This is a genomic window from Bacteroidota bacterium, assembly GCA_016711505.1.
Lineage (GTDB): Bacteria > Bacteroidota > Bacteroidia > AKYH767-A > 2013-40CM-41-45 > JADKIH01.
This window is the reverse complement of the sequence record JADJSV010000017.1, coordinates 71,978-89,488: the sequence shown is the minus strand read 5'-3', so window position 1 is coordinate 89,488 and position 17,511 is coordinate 71,978. Positions and strand designations below refer to the sequence as shown.

General features: G+C 35.8%; 14 protein-coding genes. 8 read left to right on the top strand and 6 right to left on the bottom strand.

The window, feature by feature from the left end:
* The first annotated feature begins 31 nt into the window (after positions 1-31).
* The gene (locus IPL24_14025; GenBank protein MBK8364729.1) at positions 32-1,057 is read left to right on the top strand and encodes a histidine kinase; all 1,026 of its coding nucleotides are present in this window, start codon (positions 32-34) and stop codon (positions 1,055-1,057) included.
* The gene (locus tag IPL24_14020; GenBank protein ID MBK8364728.1) at positions 1,050-1,781 is read left to right on the top strand and encodes a response regulator transcription factor; all 732 of its coding nucleotides are present in this window, start codon (positions 1,050-1,052) and stop codon (positions 1,779-1,781) included. The genes IPL24_14025 and IPL24_14020 overlap by 8 nt, the downstream gene beginning before the upstream one ends.
* An 85-nt stretch (positions 1,782-1,866) precedes the next feature.
* Here IPL24_14020 and IPL24_14015 read toward each other — a convergent pair whose 3' ends face one another.
* Together IPL24_14015 and IPL24_14010 are read right to left on the bottom strand one after the other, a co-directional pair.
* Positions 1,867-2,400, bottom strand: coding sequence for a hypothetical protein (locus IPL24_14015; GenBank protein ID MBK8364727.1), 534 nt, complete (start codon positions 2,398-2,400; stop codon positions 1,867-1,869).
* 29 nt (positions 2,401-2,429) lie between these two features.
* Entirely contained in the window at positions 2,430-3,458 is a 1,029-nt protein-coding gene (locus IPL24_14010) for a hypothetical protein (GenBank protein ID MBK8364726.1), read from the bottom strand.
* A gap of 131 nt (positions 3,459-3,589) precedes the next feature.
* Here IPL24_14010 and IPL24_14005 point away from each other — a divergent pair, with 131 nt between their 5' ends.
* The 5 genes from IPL24_14005 (at position 3,590) to IPL24_13985 (ending at position 8,654) form a co-directional block, all read left to right on the top strand.
* On the top strand, positions 3,590-4,126 hold the full coding sequence (locus IPL24_14005; GenBank protein ID MBK8364725.1) for a sigma-70 family RNA polymerase sigma factor: 537 nt from the start codon (positions 3,590-3,592) through the stop codon (positions 4,124-4,126).
* On the top strand, positions 4,126-4,689 hold the full coding sequence (locus tag IPL24_14000; protein MBK8364724.1) for a hypothetical protein: 564 nt from the start codon (positions 4,126-4,128) through the stop codon (positions 4,687-4,689). Before IPL24_14005 ends, IPL24_14000 begins: the two co-directional genes overlap by 1 nt.
* Before the next feature lie 174 nt (positions 4,690-4,863).
* Positions 4,864-5,304, top strand: a complete 441-nt coding sequence (locus IPL24_13995) for a response regulator (GenBank protein ID MBK8364723.1) — start codon at positions 4,864-4,866, stop codon at positions 5,302-5,304.
* Positions 5,305-5,401: 97 nt separating this feature from the next.
* Positions 5,402-6,742 (top strand): T9SS type A sorting domain-containing protein, encoded by a 1,341-nt coding sequence (locus tag IPL24_13990; GenBank protein MBK8364722.1) that lies wholly within the window; start codon positions 5,402-5,404, stop codon positions 6,740-6,742.
* Between the two features lie 214 nt (positions 6,743-6,956).
* Complete coding sequence (locus IPL24_13985) at positions 6,957-8,654, top strand: T9SS type A sorting domain-containing protein (protein MBK8364721.1); 1,698 nt, start codon at positions 6,957-6,959, stop codon at positions 8,652-8,654.
* A gap of 74 nt (positions 8,655-8,728) precedes the next feature.
* On the opposite strand, the gene IPL24_13980 is transcribed toward IPL24_13985, so the two are convergent.
* From IPL24_13980 to IPL24_13970, 3 genes are all read right to left on the bottom strand, one after another.
* Positions 8,729-10,282 (bottom strand): T9SS type A sorting domain-containing protein, encoded by a 1,554-nt coding sequence (locus tag IPL24_13980; GenBank protein MBK8364720.1) that lies wholly within the window; start codon positions 10,280-10,282, stop codon positions 8,729-8,731.
* Positions 10,283-10,386: 104 nt separating this feature from the next.
* A complete protein-coding gene (locus tag IPL24_13975) occupies positions 10,387-11,433 on the bottom strand; it encodes a T9SS type A sorting domain-containing protein (GenBank protein MBK8364719.1) in 1,047 nt (348 codons plus the stop codon).
* A 47-nt stretch (positions 11,434-11,480) separates the two neighbouring features.
* Complete coding sequence (locus tag IPL24_13970) at positions 11,481-14,399, bottom strand: T9SS type A sorting domain-containing protein (protein MBK8364718.1); 2,919 nt, start codon at positions 14,397-14,399, stop codon at positions 11,481-11,483.
* 246 nt (positions 14,400-14,645) lie between these two features.
* On the opposite strand from IPL24_13970, the gene IPL24_13965 reads away from it, so the two are divergent.
* The gene (locus IPL24_13965) at positions 14,646-15,506 is read left to right on the top strand and encodes a DUF2911 domain-containing protein (protein MBK8364717.1); all 861 of its coding nucleotides are present in this window, start codon (positions 14,646-14,648) and stop codon (positions 15,504-15,506) included.
* 261 nt (positions 15,507-15,767) lie between these two features.
* Here the strand turns inward: IPL24_13965 and IPL24_13960 are convergent, their stop codons facing one another.
* Positions 15,768-17,450 (bottom strand): sodium:solute symporter, encoded by a 1,683-nt coding sequence (locus IPL24_13960; protein ID MBK8364716.1) that lies wholly within the window; start codon positions 17,448-17,450, stop codon positions 15,768-15,770.
* Between the last annotated feature and the right edge of the window lie 61 nt (positions 17,451-17,511).

Sequence of the window (17,511 nt, the reverse complement as noted above, 5' to 3'; positions counted from 1 at the left end):
AATTACCATAACATTGTGTAAACTGCATTTGATGAAGCCGCTAAAAATTATAGGTACGTTAGTGTTTTTTCTAATCCTTATCCTGTATAGATGGATCTGTTCAACTGATGGTTCATTCTTTACGACTTTTATTCTCGTGATCATCGATATGGCATCGATCATTTCTGCAACTAGGATCATCAATCGGATTTTTGTACCCCGGCTTTTATACAAAAAACAATTTATATTATTTCTGATTTCTTTCTTGTCTTGTAATATCATATTCAGTTTGTTCTTGCAATTTGTTGACTGGCAAGTACACAGCATTCGTGGAACACTTACTCCGGAATTTATTCAATTATCAAAAAGTTTATTCTATCAGGTATTCAATACCTACATTGTCATATTTGTCGGAACACTTTTTGGTATAAGTATTGAGCTGCTTCAAAACAGAATTCTCACTGACAAACAAATGGCGCTGCTGATTCAGGAGAAAACTCAAGCTGAACTTGATTTTCTCAATGCTCAGATCAATCCGCATTTTCTATTTAATTCTATCAACACTATTTTTTTTCAGATAGAAAAGGAAAATACTGCTGCGAGAAACAGTCTTGTAAAATTTTCAGAAATGCTCAGATATCAATTATATGATTGCAGGGCCAACGAAATAGCTATTGAAAAGGAAATCGCCTATTTGAGAAGTTATGTTGAGCTGCAAAGTCTGAGAAAAGAAGACAATTTCAGGATTTCATTTAATTGTTCAGAAGAAGTAAAGCAATTCTGTATAGCACCGCTGATCCTGATTTCATTTGTGGAAAATGCATTTAAACATGTAAGCAACAATTCTGAAATTGAAAATGCGATCGAAATAAATTTATTCAGATCTAATGGAAGATTTAGTTTCAGAGTTTTCAATACGATCGATAATTGCGTGGCACAGCACGATAAAAAAAATAGTGGAATCGGACTGGAAAATGTTAAAAGAAGAATGGAGCTGATCTATAACGGGAAACATAATTTACAGATCAGTAAGAGTGATAAAGCATTTGAAGTTAATCTGGAATTAAGATATGAATAAACTAAAATGTATGGTCATCGACGATGAACCAATAGCCAGAAAGGGAATTGAAGAATATATCCATGATGTGGAATTTCTTGAACTGTCAGGAAAAGCAGAAAACCCATTTAAAGCGTATAATCTTTTAAAGGAAAATTCTACGGATTTAATCTTTCTGGATATCCAAATGCCTAAGATGAATGGAATGGATTTTATTCGGTCTCTTCAGAATCCACCAATGATTATTTTTACTACTGCTTATTCTGAATACGCAGTCGATGGATTTGCCCTGGATGCAATTGATTATTTGTTAAAACCAATTTCGCGTGATAGGTTTATGAAAGCCAGTTATAAAGCGTATGAATATTATTTAATGAAAAACGTAACGCATTTTTCAAAAACTCCGACAGGAAATGCTTATGAACATTTTTATGTAAAGTGTGGAAGTAAAATTGAAAGGATCTTGTATAATTCAGTAAGTCATATTGAAGCTTTGCAGAATTATGTTGTTATTCATACTAACGAAAAGAAATATATAACCTACATGACATTCAAAGGAATTGAAGAGTCGTTGCCTGTAGAGAAGTTTGTACGGATTCACAAATCGATGATCGTGTCAATTAATGCTATTAAAAGTATAGATGGAAATACAATAATCCTTGAAGCAATTCAATTGCAAATGAGCAGAAGTTTCAAAGATTCGGCAGTAGAGAAAATTGTAGGAAGAAATATGATCCGGAGATAAATAAAAGAACACCATCAAGGCCCATTTCCCAAAGTGAAATGAGCCCATCCGGTGTTCCCATGAAAAAGTTGTGAGATGAATTATATCAGACGTTTCTGTCAACAATGATTTTCATTTCACTTATGTTAGTCTGCTCGAGTTTTAGTTCTAAGTTCTGACTTTCTTTGATAATTATTTTTTGAATTGAAATAAAAGGAGTTTCATTTTTAAATCCTGTTGCAATTATTGTAGCTTCTTCGCCAAGAGGTAATTTTGAGCCACTTCCATAATCAAATGAAAATTTATTTTCTTGCCCTTGTAGTCCTCTCAGGTAAACCTTCTGATTATTCAAAAGCAGTGTGACAAAAACTGCATCGAATTCTGTTTTTTCAAAAATGTCAGCTGAAATGTCTACAGTTTTCATCCGAGGGTCCTGATAATATTTGTCGATGTTGCTCCAGCCGAGTGAGGTTACGTCAAAGATATATGCATTAACAGCGTTTCGTAAAAATATATTTCTGTTTATGTTAGTTGCTGATTGCAGACTCGTTAACAAATTATTTGACGCATTTTTTCGTACTGCATTGGCCTGAGCTGTTGAGTCAGAAATCCATTTTCTTTGAAAAGTTTCATTTTGCACTTTGAGTTTTCTTTGATTTTCCTCGAATGCTATTTTATCCCTTCTTTCTTTTTCAGCTTTCTTTTCAGCGATAGAAGCTTTTGCATATTCGTATTGTTCGAATTTTTTATTGTAAACAGCCAGAGCTTTCTTATAATCTTCTCCTGTGAATCCGGGCGATACGCGGTATGAAACTTCTTTTTATTGCCGATCACTTCAGAAAGCACAGAGGAAAATGTGATCAGATAAATGCCTTCTTCATCGGTTTTTTTGAGGTCAACATTAGTCCACGTTTTGCCTGCATCCTTAGGATCGTAATTTGGTGAATTGCGCAATCTGAATTTTACATTTTTATATTGTGCCAGTTCAGGAAATTGAACAGGATCAAAATCCAGAGATAAGATTGTATCGGATTCTGTTTTTATTGATTCCGGTTTCTTTGGCGGAACCAGTTGCGATATATAATTCTCAGCTTTAGCTAAATCGTAATTGGAATTGTGAGCGATCACAGGCGTTAATGAATCAGAATACATATCTGATGATTGAGCAGTGGGCTCACTAAAGTTAATTTCCTGAATTTTGTCTTCAGGATCCACCCAATTCAATTCCGTTTCCGAACTGTCAATTTTTGCCGAGAAGATTTTCATATCAGATTGTTTGTTGTCCGATGGAATTGATATACCAATTGATTTGCCTTCAGCTATTGATAATTGACGATCACCCGATTGAGCATTCAGGTAAACCATGCCGCCACTCTGAAGAATCTGTCCATTTGATGTAGTGGTCATATTGCCTAGTACAAGGTCGCTGTTTGAGATAGCTTCCCGTAATTCAACCTTAACTTCTCCGTCAATCACATTTCCATGAAGGTCAGTAAAGGTGTTTTGGGCGATAAATAATTTCGTTCCTGACTTGCCAATGAGTACTGTGTCTTTGCCGGCATCTATTGAATACCCCGTAGTAGGAAGATTGTCTTTTGAGTATAAAGTAGAGTAAAGATCATTGACCTGAAGTTTTTCGCGGTGACAAGCAGTCAGAACAACAGTGGCAAGAAATAATAAGGTGAGGAGCTTTTTCATGTTGAATGGATTTTAATAGTTTATTTTAGTGTTAGTACCCCCGAAAACAAAGAAGTAACCCGAAGAGAAATAATTATTTTTATAATTCCTGTTTTGGGTTACCTTTCGCCAACTTTTGTATTAATCTGAATATGGCTGTTTATACCGATACTGAATTGCTTGATTTGATCGCGGGATCTGATTCCGCTGCTTTCAGCTATTTGTATAAAGCGCACTTTAATATGATCAGAAATCTGGTTGAAAAAAATTCAGGGACTTACGATGACGCTTCTGATATTTTCCAGGAAACGTTGATCATAATTTTTGAAAAGGTGAGGGATAAAAAACTTCATATTAGCTGTTCACTTAAAACATTTATTTATTCTGTAGCAAGAAATCAATGGCTGAAGAAATTAAATGCAAGCAGGAAGAATGTTCAATTAAAAAACTTCGAAGATTTTATACGGGTAGAAGAAAGTGAATCTGAATTTTCGCAAGACATCGATATAAAAAATTTGTTTGCGGAAATTGGTGAAGCTTGCAGAAAACTGCTGATCCTTTTTTACTACAGAAAGAGATCGATGGAAGAGATAAGTCTGGAATTAAACTATTCTAATGCAGACACAGCAAAAAATCAAAAATATAAATGCATTCAACGATTAAAGAAATTGGTTGTTGAAAAGAGATAATGGAACCGGATCAAACAGATATTGAATTACTCGATCGTTATTTCAGAAATGAATTAACAAGTGAAGAGCTTGCTGTCTTGCAGTCAAAGATGAAAGATGTTGATTTTGCTTCTGCAGCGAAATCACATTTTGAAGCTTTGTCAATTGTTCAGTCTGCCGGTCGTATTGAATTAATGTCAAGTCTGACTGCTATCCAAAAAAATGTTGAGCAGCAAAATGGTTTTGATAAATACAAACCAACTAAATCCGGAAAAGGAAGTAGCGGCGGAAGTGGTGGTGGTTTTTCAATGATAATAATTGCAGGAGTAATAGCAATTGTTGCGTATTTGTATTCAACAGGCAAACTTGATCCTTCGGAAGTACAGTCTGTTTTCCCGGATTCAGAGAAGGTAGACACAGTGTACCATTACAATGTTATACGAGATACAGTGTACTACAATAAAAAGGATACAATAGAAACAAAGGTGACAAGAAAAGTTGTTTCAGATACTGTATTTATCCGGCAGAAAATTCGACCACCGGCGCAGGAACCCGCAGATAGTTTTACTTTTTCAATTCAATAGGATTTGAGATTCTATGTTCAATAGAATGTGTCATAAATAAGAATACAGACCGGTAATTCGGGAATTAATGCTGAAAACAACTCAATTTCAAGCATTATTTTTCAATTAATTCGCTATGCATTCCAAAATAATCCAATAAAACCTTTACTTTTGCCGCACTCAAAACACATTTTTATGTCAGGCATTAAACTCACATTCACACCCACTGCCCCAAGAAGACTAGGTACTATTTTCGTTGTTGACGACAATCCAATCGAGCGTTCAATGCTGATGGATTATTTTGAAAAGTATCCCGGAATTGAAGTAAAGGGATTTCCAAATGGAGATGATTGTCTGAAAGAGATCATCCTATCCAGCATCTCTCCTGACATGATTTTAATGGATTACTTTCTGGATTCAGAAGTAGCCAATTCAAAGGACGGATTGGAGATCCTGGTAAAATTGAAAGAGATCAGCCCGAATTCAGCTATCATCATGCACACTTCAGTAGACAATACACGGATCATTGAATTGGCAAAAAAGAAAGGTGCATATGATTATATTGTGAAAGGGATGGAAGGGTTTAAAAAACTGGATGTGATCATTGAGAAGGAATTTATGTTGAATACTAACTGATAGAATTAAGTTAGCTGCCTATCGAATACTGGCATTGGCCAAAGTTTAATACGAGGGATTTTCTTTTCTTTAACTTTGTTGAATAAATCTCTCTGCTATGTTACGTAACTTTATTTTACTTTCTTTTTTCTTTTCAATGTTCCTGAGTTCCTATTCTCAAACATTTAAATTTGCAAATACTATAGATGGTATTTCTGAAACTTATGGAATTAACGACACATGTGTTTTTAAAGTCGATATATCCGGAAATTCAGTTTGGGTAAAAGATTTCAGAGGTTTTATAATCCCCGCTTCAACTTATCGAAACGAATTAATTGGATCGGCATTTGATGGAAAATACTTGTATGTTTTAGAAATGCAGGGACGGGATTATTCATTTCCGCATACCTATTATCCTTCAATAATTAAAATGGATACGTTAGGAAATGTAATTTTTACGGTTTCAGGTTCAGTATTTCCCGGGAATAGTTACACTCCTTATGATATTTACCCTTCATATTTTAATGGAGCCTGGGTGATTTCGGAGTACGCTCCCGGCTTTACACATTACGGAGATGCTTTTAAAATTGATAGTCTTGGGAATTATGTTCAGGAATTGGGGTTTTGGTATGGCTCCGTTGCATCAATCAGAAAATTGACATTACTTCCGGATTCAACCTATCTTGTATGCGTAAATCATCGCCCATCCTCTCCTGGGGGTGATGAATTCACAACTCTGACGAAATTTGATGACAATGGTAATGTAATCTGGCGGTCAGATTATAAAGCTACCGGATCAGGGCAGTTCTTTGAACTCGAAATGATTTGTGACAGTGCAGGAAATAGTTACTTATTTTGCTATTGTTCTATTCCCGGCATTCAAGGTCTTGCCGGAATGAAAATTTCACCTACAGGAAATGTTTTAGCTTCGAAACTTTGGCCAAGTCTCATGTCAGTAAGTAATATAAGGTCAATTTCAATTTCTAATAATGAAATTGTATGTACAATTGATACTGTTGAAATCAGGTTTGATACTATGTTAAACAGCCAGTGTATTGTAGATCAAAATTTACCCGTTGTTACAGGTAATAGCTATATTTCAAGTTCACATCAGTATAATTATGCACCGGAATCATTTTCTCCTTCTAATGGATTGTCTATCACTTTCAGTACTTCTGTTTCTCCGGATTACTGTAATCTGCTGAAAGTTCAGGACGATTTATTATCTGCAGAATCTGTTGTGATCTTTCCAAATCCTGCATCTGATAAAATTAATGTGCAGGTCTCAATGAAGGGTAGTACAGTCATAAGAATTTTTGACATCCATAGCAGGAAATTATTGCAAAGAGAATTTTCAATGCATAGTGAAATAGATATATCAAATTTCTCGAAAGGAATCTATTTTGCTGAGATAACATCGGGTTCCGGGTCTCAAGTAAAAAAAATTATTATTGATTAAATCCGAAAATGAATAAGATTGATTTAATATAGAATGATTGCAACTTTTATACAGTTATTACGTTACTTTTGCTGCTTTCTATATGTAAAAAATAATTAATGAAAAAATATAATTGAAGTTTATCGTAAAAGTCATTTTAATATTTTTACAGAAGCCGTAAATTAGCGGCAGTATTTACTTTAGACAAATCGTTCAAAAAAACCCACATAATAAAATGAAAACAAAACTACTTTTCACTTCGGCATTTGCAATTTTCTGCCTGATGTTAAACATTAACGCTCAGACAGTCCATTATGCGAAAAAAGGAATTTCGCAAGGATTCGAAAACGGAAATGCTATTGTTGCTGACGATTCCGGTAACGTGTATGTAACCGGACAGTTTGAATACACTTCTGTATTTGATAATCGTACTTTGTCATCTTATGGTTCACATGACATTTTCGTCGCAAAATACAATTCCAGCGGGAACATTATCTGGATAAAAAGTGCAGGCGGGACCGATGGAGATATCGGAATGGGAATTGGGATCGATGCTCAGCATAATGTTTACATAACCGGTGAGATCGAAAAAACTGTTCGGTTCAGTTCGACGATAAGTTTAACGTCATCCGGTGGTAACGATATCTTTATAGCAAAGTATGATGCCAATGGGAATGTTCGTTGGGCTAAGAAATTCGGAGATGCAAACAGCAGTGACAAAGGCCGTGCGATTGCAGTTGCTCCAAATGGAAATTGTTATGTGACGGGAAATTTTTCTAATTCAATGACCATTGGTCCGAGTACAATAAGCAGCGATGGCGGAAACGATATTTTCACTGCTAAGTTTGATTCGAATGGAAATGGCATCTGGGCAAAACGTGGCGGAGGATCGCGACAGGACCGCGGGCATGGAATTGCTATTGATGCGAATGAGAATGTATTCGTAACAGGTGGAATGACGTCACCTGCGAGATTTCATGGAACGACAATTACAAATTCAGGGAAGTACAGTACGTTTCTCGTAAAGTATAATTCAAGTGGTTCATTTCAGTGGGTAAAAGCAGCAGGTGATTGTTGTGATACTACTGAAGCAAATGCAATTGCTCTCGATGGATCCGGAAATATTTATCTGACCGGTTCTTTCGCTGCACAAACAAAATTCAGTTCTACTACATTGAATTCAACAAGTGGAAGCAGAGACGTATATGTTGCAAAGTATAATTCGTCAGGTAGTGTTCAATGGGCAAAGAAATTTGGTGGCAGCGGCGAAGATGTAGGACATGGAATTGCAGTGGACAAAATAAACAACCGCGTACACGTTACTGGATTTGTAACTACAGCCGGTTCGATCAGTGGTAAAGCATATTCGTTTGCAGGGTACAAAGATGTAATCGTTGCATCATATGGAACTGATGGGTCGATCAAATGGGTGAAAACTTACGGTGGAACACGACGTGATATTGGACTTGCAGTTGCAACGAATTCGCAAGGATTTGTTTATACAACCGGTCTGTTTAACGGCACGGCGCTTTTCGGTTCATTTACTTTAGTTGGGTATCCTAATCAGCCTTGGGCAGATTTTTTTGTAACGAAAATTTCATCGCCTGTAAATTCTACACCGCAACTTAGTTTAACAGGCGTTAACGATGCAATGTTCAATCAGTCGTTTGATAGAACAAGAAATATCGGAGAAACAGAAAACGAACTGGGAAAAGTAATTGTGTATCCAAATCCAACTTCCGATGATTTTCATTTTAATGCTGAGAACATTATTTCATTCAGGTTATATAATTCCTATGGATTGTTAGTAGGTCTCAAGGAAAATTTAAATGGCGAAATTGCTTTCGGTGAAGAACTTTCACCGGGATTATATTTCCTGGAATTATATTCTGAGAATGAAAAAAGAACAATCTCAGTTGTTAAGACAGAGTAATCTTATTTCTTCTAAAAATAAAAAGGCTTCGTTAATTTAACGAAGCCTTTTTATTTTATCAATTTACAAATCAACTATTCAATTATGAATTTACCTGAATAGAAAGAGTTCTTTGTCAGAAGTGTTAAAAAATATAACCCGCTTTGAAAATCTGAAAGATCCTGTTGAAAGTAATTTGAATTTCCTGTATTTAAATTTTTCTCGAGTAATACTTTTGAATTTACATCGTAAATTTTTAATTGAAAATATCCGGTATTTATATTTGTAGCTGAGATATTTAAAATCGAACTAGTGGGATTAGGCCACAAAAACAAATTATTGTCGGATGTGTTCTTTTCAATTGCACTTGAAAAGGTTTCTTCGAAATGCACTACACTCAAAAAATTATCGATTCTTCCTGCAACTATTATTCCGTCATCAACAACACACAATGCACCTGTCGTGGCCGGATTAATAGTTGAATTAGGGTGGACGAAAGCCCATTTTAAATTTAAGGTTGAATCCAGCTTTGCAGCCAGCCATTTATAATTGCCGGAGGAATCAGCATTATTCAAAAGAAAGACATTCCCGGAATCGTTTGTCTGAATACTTACGAAATAATCCTGATTGTAATAATTGAAATCAGGAAGGTCACTAAAGGCTGAGTGGATGAAGTTTCCGGAAGAATCGTATTTTAAGACAGCAAATTCATGTTCAGGAACAGTATCAAGTCCTACAATATAAAGACTACCTGCAAGATCTGCTGCAACTTTGGTAAAGCTGATCTGAGGAAGGTTTCTCGTCCAGATTTGATTCCCTGCAGAGTTATATTTAAAGATTTTCTGCCGGACTGTATCTTCAAAAATTCCTGAAGCATAAATATTGTTTTCGAAATCCACACAGAGGTCAAATAACATATCATCAGAATTTGAACTGCCATTTTCTCTTACCAGCCATTCCAGTGAACCGGAAGTATTTGTTTTGTATATCACAAAATCTTCAGCGGTACCAATTCCGTTAATAAAAGCATAGCCACCCAAAATTACATTTCCAATGTTGTCAATTGTATATGACGTTAAGGATAGAGTATTTGTCAGTGTATCGATAGATTCCCACAATAAATTTCCGGAAGTATCATATTTGAGAATAATTGTATGATCCATCGAATCATATTTTTCTCCTACAAGAGATATTCTGTTTTCGGTTGATGAATACAATAAACCGGTTGCTGCGCTGGATTGCGAATTTGAATCAAGAAAATTTACATCCCAGATTCTGTTTAAAGATGAATCAAATTTGATCAGTCTGATAGTTTTATTCAGAAAAGCGTCATATTCATTTCCGCATAGATATATAGCACCTGAATTATCACGGACCATTCGTTTATGGTCCAGAATGGAATAGTCGAAATTATGTATACTGTCTTGCGCAATTAAATTGCCATTATCATCTAATTTATAAATGTAGGCCACTTTAAGAGGGTCGGTCGATTGCGAACAAACAAATGTGCTCGTTCCATCGTGTATAATGTTTGTTGTAGGATAGTAATTGTAGCCGCTCAAACTGTTGAATTGCCAGCCGGGAAGGATCTGAGCTGAAATTTTAGTGAATGAGATCCAAGTTGTCAATAGTGCAAAGATAATTTTCATGATTTGAATTTGTGAACATCGCAATGTAGACATTCTTGCATTCAAATCTTTTAAATTAATGTTAACTTATCTAACAGTTGTCCTGAAGCTGAAAATCGAAATTGTTAAAATTTCTGAATCGTTTTAATTATGATCTCGTCCTTAAATATGAATTTGGCAAAATATACTCCATTTGCTAAATGACTTAAATCGATTTCATTTTTTCCGGATTTAAATTTTTTGGAGAAAAATATTCTTCCGGAAACGTCAGAGATGTTGAATTCAACCAACCCTGTTCCCGGAATTTCACAATGGAAAATATTAGAAGCAGGGTTTGGATAAACAACTATATTCTCTGAATTGTTAACTGAAGTAACATCAGTTACTTCTCCTATACAACTAGCAAGATCTTTAAAGTTGATCGCAGGCATTGATATAGGTGAACCTACAGTAGCATTCATTCCGCTAATGGTTATTGGAATAATTGAATTTGCAGGAGAACCTGATGGCCCTATTCCAACATAGATTGTATTATTCATAACAAAGCAGCCATATGCTGCTGCTGAAAACAGACTAAGTGGATATGTATTCAGTAAATTTCCTGTTGAAGAAATTTCATACATAAATTGAGTAGATGCACCTGTACCTGAGAAATAGTAAATGGTACCGTAGTTTGAAACTCCTATATCAGCAACAGTAAATGTCAGGTTGCTATCGATAAGAATTGTGTTTAGTGCGGTTCCCGTAAAACGCGAGATAGTGGATGGAAAAGCGTTGGACATATAATAGACAAAAGATCCTGCCCCACCTGCATTATGATATGTAACAGGATCGAATAAAACAGGATTCCAAATGGTGCCATCGTTGTATGTTATGCTGTCAACATTTGAGGAATAGAAAATATGCTGGCTCGTTCCATTGATCAGATCATTTCCCACTGCAAGGGAATTTATATTGTTCATTGAAGTTGAAATGACACCATTGTTAGTTACAGAAGAACCATTGATCGTTAATGAAACAATTTCATTTGTTGATGTCAAACCGTAGAAAGTATTCGCAGCGCAAGTAACTGCATCGATGGATGAGCCTGAAGTTATATTATTATTTTGCGCACTAACTTCAGGCATAAAGCAGATCATAAACAAGGATAAAAGAAGAAAGGGTATTTTCATGAGTTTAGTTTTGATAATCCAATTTATAAAAGTTTTTCTTCTTCCTTTTAATTAATTATGAATTTTACCATATGACTTTCATTTTTAAATTCACATTTAGCGAAATAGATTCCCTTAGAAAGCTTATTTAAAGACAATGTGATTTCGGATTGACTCAGATTAAATTCCTGTAGTTGAATTTCTTTTCCATCAGTACTATAAATTGTTATGGATCTGAACGGTTGATTAAGATCTGATTTGAATGTTATTAAATTAGAAGATGGATTTGGATAAACTGTTACGAGTGTTTTATATTTCTCCAGAGATTTTACTGAAGCGGTTGAGTAATTTCCTAAAGTGAAATAACTTGTATTTGTTTTTATAGGAAAATTAAAATCAAAAAAGATGTCAGCGACATTATTAATTTGAGTTCCTAAAGCAACATTGCTCTTTGGTTTAATTTTGTATTTAATTAAACCATGACTGTTTAATTCGTCAATATTTGAATCCGGCAGAAGGATGTTGTCAAAAATGAACTTCAACACTGCAATATTCTGCCCACTTAATTCTGCTACATAATTGTGTGAAGCAGCCCCTAATTCTAAAGTAGAAAGATCAAAGTCATTTGAAAGTGTATCTATGATAACTACCTTAAAAGCAGTATCATTTCCTGTGTTTTGAAAACGTATAGTGTAATCAATTGGAGTTCCGGGAGTGACAAGGTGAATGGAATCAATGCCCAAAGGAGAATTAGATTTGTCATTTGGGTCATAAGATCCAGTAATCATGATGCAATCAATTTCAATGTCAACATCCTCATCGTCCATTGGAGCATTGTTAACCTGATTAGTTGAAATTAATCCTGAAAGATTTACACCGCATCCTTCGATGGTGCTTCTTGGCAAACTTGTTCCGGGGTGACCGGGAGTTTGATCAGCTTCAAGACGAACAGTTGCTCCTGCAGATGCAAAATAAATCAAGATGCTATCACCTGCCATCAACTGATAACTCCCTGTTTGTACCAGATTATTATCGGCAAAAATTCTGTAGTTACTTGGAACAGCCATGTTGCTTCCGTTATTTTTGATTTGAAAGATAACAGTATCGTTGACACAAATACTGGTAACGTATACGGAAGACTGATCCCATGTCGGGCCGGTCGTTGAGTCAATTAAGCATTGGTTCACCGGGAGTATCCAGGTCTTTGTGCATTTTGTCAAACCGAATAAATCGGTGTCACACGCAATTGAATCTCTGATTTGAATGCTTCCTGTTTGCTGCGGATTAAGAGTATCTATTTCAAAAACAATTGAACTGTCTGAAACATCAATTGTATATGGTAATGAAGCAGAAACAGGAATATCGTCCTGGTCAAATTTAACATGGATGGTAACATTATACGCAGGTGTTATACCGGTGTTACTGTATCTGATAATAGTATTAGAGAGCATGCAACTTCTCTTAGGAGTACTACTCAGATCAACCATAAGCAAATGACAAGGATTTCCAGTGAATCCAAAATTGAAACCTGAAGTATCTCTTGAGTCAGGATTATTTAAAGTGACATTATATGAAGGCGGACATGGATTTGTCAACATACTTGAATGATATGCATTCAGTAGAGGGGTGATTGAATAATTGATTGAATCTCGGAGTTTGATTGAATAATAACCAGATGAATTAGAGAAGCCATACATGTTTCCCGGTGAAGAGTAAACCGGAACAAATTGGAATTTTAACTCTGAGGGTTGTTCATTACAATCAGCATTTGAATCGTGATAAATTATTCCCCGTATTCTATGTTCAAAAAATTGTTCAGGTGAAGGTATATAACATAAAGTGGCTGTCAATCCGGGAATAGAACGGTCGATATTTGTACTATCACCTAAAGGTCCATTAACATTGTGACCCCATGACCACAATCGACCGTCTTTATTGAGAGCAAGAACCTGATATCCCCCAACTCCTATATCTGTAATATCACTCGTGAGAACCTGAACCGGATGTAAGCTTGAATCTAATGTTCCAATTCCAAGTTGACCATAATTATTAACTCCCCATGCCCATAAAGATGAATCATTTTTTAAGGCAAATGATGTTCTGAAGCCAGCAAAAACTTTTGAAATACCTGATAGGGAAAATAATCTGATTGGATTTAAACGAGTGATCAAAGAATCATCGCCGATCTCACCTGCAGAATTTACTCCCCAAGCCCAAACGTTACTATCCACACTTAGACCTAGTCCATGTTGAAATCCTGCTGCTATATCAATCATGGGTGGAAGACCAAGTAGTTGTACCGGTGTGAGTTTAGATGTTGTTGTTCCATCACCCAGTTGTCCCAAATTATTTTCGCCCCACGTCCATACAGATCCGTCTTCACACAAAGCAATTACATTTCCGGATCCTCCGGCTGTAATTTTTTTTACATTAAATAATCCGGGTACCTGTCCCGGAGTAATTCTATTATTTGTAGTTCCATTTCCTAATACACCGGAGTTATTTTCTCCCCATGCCCATATAATGCCATCATTATCTAAAGCAAGAGAGAATGCTCTGACCTGAACAGTTGGAACAACAACAGAATTTATATTGATAAGGTTTGGCACTTGCACGGGAGTATTCCTTGAAACGTAGGTGCCATCACCCAGATTGCCATAAGTATTGCCACCCCAGGCCCAAACTGTGCCATTTGATTTTACTGCGAGTGTATATCCATTTGCTGATGCGCCACCACTTGATAGATAAATTACACTATCAATTAGAGCAGTTACCGGAAAATTAGTATTTGTATTTAAACCATTTCCAAGTTGACCATCCAGATTCAATCCCCATGACTGTACTGTACCATCAGCGCATATTATAGCACTATGATGATTACTTGATGACAATCTTTGTGCGAATCCTTCTTGTGGTTTTAAGAAAATTATTCCTGAAATTATAAGAGTTAAAATAACGAAATTAAAGGAAGAAATGAATTTATTCATTGTTATAAGGTTTTATCAAAACAAATATAAATAATTAACTGTTAATCTATTGTTTAACTAAAAGTCAGTTATGTCCTTTAATTAATCAAAAATCGGAGTCTATAAATTTACTCGAAAAAACAGATGCCATAAAGCTTGCATATTGCTAGATTACAGCATTTTATATCATTTGCATCTGAAATCTTTTAGTAGCAAAATAATCGTTATTTTTGCACCCTAATTTAACCAACCCGATAAACAATGAAAATGAAATCACTTACACACACACTTGCATTATTATTAATAGTGCAGATCGCATCGATCTTCCCATCGAATGCGCAAGCGTTGAAGACTCCGGCACCGAGTCCAACTCAAACTATTGACCAGGCTTTTGCTTTGTCAAATATCAAGATCGAATATTCAAGACCGAGCGTTAAAGGCAGAGTAATTTATGGAGATCTAGTTCCTTATGGAAAAGTATGGAGAACAGGAGCAAATCAATCTACAAAGATCACTTTCGGTGATGATGTAAAAATTGAAGGTGTTGCACTTAAAGCAGGAACATATGCTTTGTATACAATTCCTAATAAAGACAGTTGGGATATTTTATTCTACAAAGATCTTACGTTGGGCGGAAACACTGCTGAATACAAAGCAACAGAAGAAGCTCTTCGTGTAAAAGGAAAAGTTTCAGCGTCTCCTATGAAATTTGAAACATTTACGATTAATGTTGGTGATATGACTGCAACAACAGCAAGTATCGATCTACTTTGGGATATGACTAAAGTTTCTTTCGGTGTATCAACTGACATTGACGAGAAGGTTATGAAAAACATTGAAGCTGCTTTAGAAAAAGATTCGCGTCCATATTTTCAGGCAGCAAATTACTACTATGAAAATAACAAAGACCTTACTAAAGCTCTTACGTGGGTAAACACAGCTACTGAACAAAATCCAAAAGCATACTGGATGATGCACTTGAAAGCAAAAATTCAGATGAAGATGAAAGATACAAAAGGCGCTGTTGAGTCTGCAGAAAAATCGATGGCAGCTGCGAAAGAAGATAGCAATGCTGATTATGTGAAGTTGAATGAGAAGCTGATCGCTGAAGCTAAAGGAACCAAGTAAGACTAGGATTATTTGGATTAATGGATTATAGGATTTCTTAGTTATTTAATAACAGGAGATTTTGACCGGGATTTAATGGATTTCGGGATTACCGAGATTTTTTGATTCTGATAAAATGGATTTATGGATTGACGTAAATGATTTATGTTAATTTATAAGTCCATTTTTTTTCCTTCTAATTCAAGTTCCCGGTAACCCCGAAATCCTTTAAATTCCGGATATCTTCCATGATAATCTTTTAATCCTTAAATCCAATAAATCCTAGTCCGGTTTAAGCTTCTGTATAACAAATGCAAAACCCATCACCAGTAAACACCCGATCACATTCAACCACAAAAAAGCAGTCAGATCAAGTTTCCAGGAAATAAATACAAAGACTTCTGCAAGAATTGCTGCATAGAATACAGATCTGCCATCAACATTTTTCATGTAGAATGCCACAACAAAGATTCCAAGTATCGTCCCGTAAAATAGTGATCCGAGAATATTAACAGCTTCAAGTAGGTTACCCATTTTCCCGGCATAGATTGCAATGACGACACAAAATAATCCCCAGCCGACAGTAGCCCAGCGTGAAGCCGATAAATACCAATGGCTGCTTTCATCTTTTTTGATCAGACGTTTTATTATATCTACGAGCGTTGTTGATGCGAGAGAATTCAAGCCACTGGCCGTTGAGCCCATTGATGCCAGGAAGATGATCGCAATTAACAATCCGATCATTCCAACCGGCAACTGTTTTGTAACGAAACTCAGGAAAACATAATTAGTGTCATTCACATCTGCTAAAACATTATTTTTTTTAAGAAGATCTGTAACAGACTTTTTAATTTCTTTCTCTTTTTTTTCTGTGTGTTGTAGTTGCTTCCGTGATTCATCTATCAGTTGTTCGTTCTCTGAATCGATTCCGGTTTTAAGATTATTCAGATGAACAATTTTGCTTCCATGCAATTCAACATAGGCAGACTCAAGTTTATTGAAATCTTCTTTGTAAACGCTATTGCGGATATTTTTTACTTCAACTTCATTGAAAAAAACCGGTGGTTGATGAAATTGATAGAAGACAAAAACGAGCGTACCAATTAACAGTATAAAAAATTGCATTGGAATTTTCACAAATCCATTCATGATCAGCCCAAGTCTGCTTTGTGTTATTGAACTGCCTGTTAAATATCTACCTACCTGCGATTGATCCGTTCCGAAGTACGACAATTGCAAAAAGAAGCCACCAATGATTCCCGACCAGATATTATACCTGTTGTCTAGATCAAAATCGGTATCGATCAGATTCAGTTTTTCCATTTTCCCTGCAATGTGAAGCGCATCGACCAAGCCGATATTTTCCGGCAGCATGTGAATCACCATAAACGCAGCACAGAATAATCCGGAGAAAATAATGATCATCTGAAAAAGTTGTGAATGTGAAACGGCCTTTGTTCCGCCATACACAGTATATAAAATTACAATTCCCCCAATGAATAGAGTAGTGTAAGTAATGTTAACTCCTAAGATCGATGAAAGCACGATCGAAGGCGCATAGATCGTAATGCCGGTAGAAATACCTCTCTGAATCAGGAAAAGAAACGACGTCAGCATTCTTGTCTTGATATCAAATCGTTTTTCCAGATACTCATATGCTGTATACACATTCAGGCTTTGGAAAATCGGAATAAATGTGACACATAGAACGATCATAGCAAGCGGCAATCCGAAATAGAATTGCAGAAACCTCATTCCATCATTGTAAGCTTGTCCGGGCGCAGATAAAAATGTAATCGCACTTGCCTGTGTAGCCATTACTGATAATCCAACATGATACCATGGAAGTTTTTTATCGGCAAGCAGATATCCGCGGATATTTTTCGTTCCACGGCTTTTCCACATTCCATAGACAACTATGGAAAACAGAGTTATGCCCATTACCAGCCAGTCGATCGTACTCATTTGAAGAACCCGGTAAACCAGTTATAAAATAAAATCTGCAAGACAAGAAAGACTACTATTG

Excerpts from the sequence above, each read along its gene's own strand:
- IPL24_14005 (MBK8364725.1), top strand. The coding sequence starts at position 3,590 with ATGGCTGTTTATACCGATACTGAATTGCTTGATTTGATCGCGGGATCT.
- IPL24_13960 (MBK8364716.1), bottom strand. The coding sequence starts at position 17,450 with ATGAGTACGATCGACTGGCTGGTAATGGGCATAACTCTGTTTTCCATA.
- IPL24_14025 (MBK8364729.1), top strand. The coding sequence starts at position 32 with ATGAAGCCGCTAAAAATTATAGGTACGTTAGTGTTTTTTCTAATCCTT.
- IPL24_13965 (MBK8364717.1), top strand. The coding sequence starts at position 14,646 with ATGAAATCACTTACACACACACTTGCATTATTATTAATAGTGCAGATC.
- IPL24_13995 (MBK8364723.1), top strand. The coding sequence starts at position 4,864 with ATGTCAGGCATTAAACTCACATTCACACCCACTGCCCCAAGAAGACTA.
- IPL24_14000 (MBK8364724.1), top strand. The coding sequence starts at position 4,126 with ATGGAACCGGATCAAACAGATATTGAATTACTCGATCGTTATTTCAGA.
- IPL24_14020 (MBK8364728.1), top strand. The coding sequence starts at position 1,050 with ATGAATAAACTAAAATGTATGGTCATCGACGATGAACCAATAGCCAGA.
- IPL24_13980 (MBK8364720.1), bottom strand. The coding sequence starts at position 10,282 with ATGAAAATTATCTTTGCACTATTGACAACTTGGATCTCATTCACTAAA.
- IPL24_13970 (MBK8364718.1), bottom strand. The coding sequence starts at position 14,399 with ATGAATAAATTCATTTCTTCCTTTAATTTCGTTATTTTAACTCTTATA.
- IPL24_14010 (MBK8364726.1), bottom strand. The coding sequence starts at position 3,458 with ATGAAAAAGCTCCTCACCTTATTATTTCTTGCCACTGTTGTTCTGACT.
- IPL24_13975 (MBK8364719.1), bottom strand. The coding sequence starts at position 11,433 with ATGAAAATACCCTTTCTTCTTTTATCCTTGTTTATGATCTGCTTTATG.
- IPL24_13990 (MBK8364722.1), top strand. The coding sequence starts at position 5,402 with ATGTTACGTAACTTTATTTTACTTTCTTTTTTCTTTTCAATGTTCCTG.
- IPL24_13985 (MBK8364721.1), top strand. The coding sequence starts at position 6,957 with ATGAAAACAAAACTACTTTTCACTTCGGCATTTGCAATTTTCTGCCTG.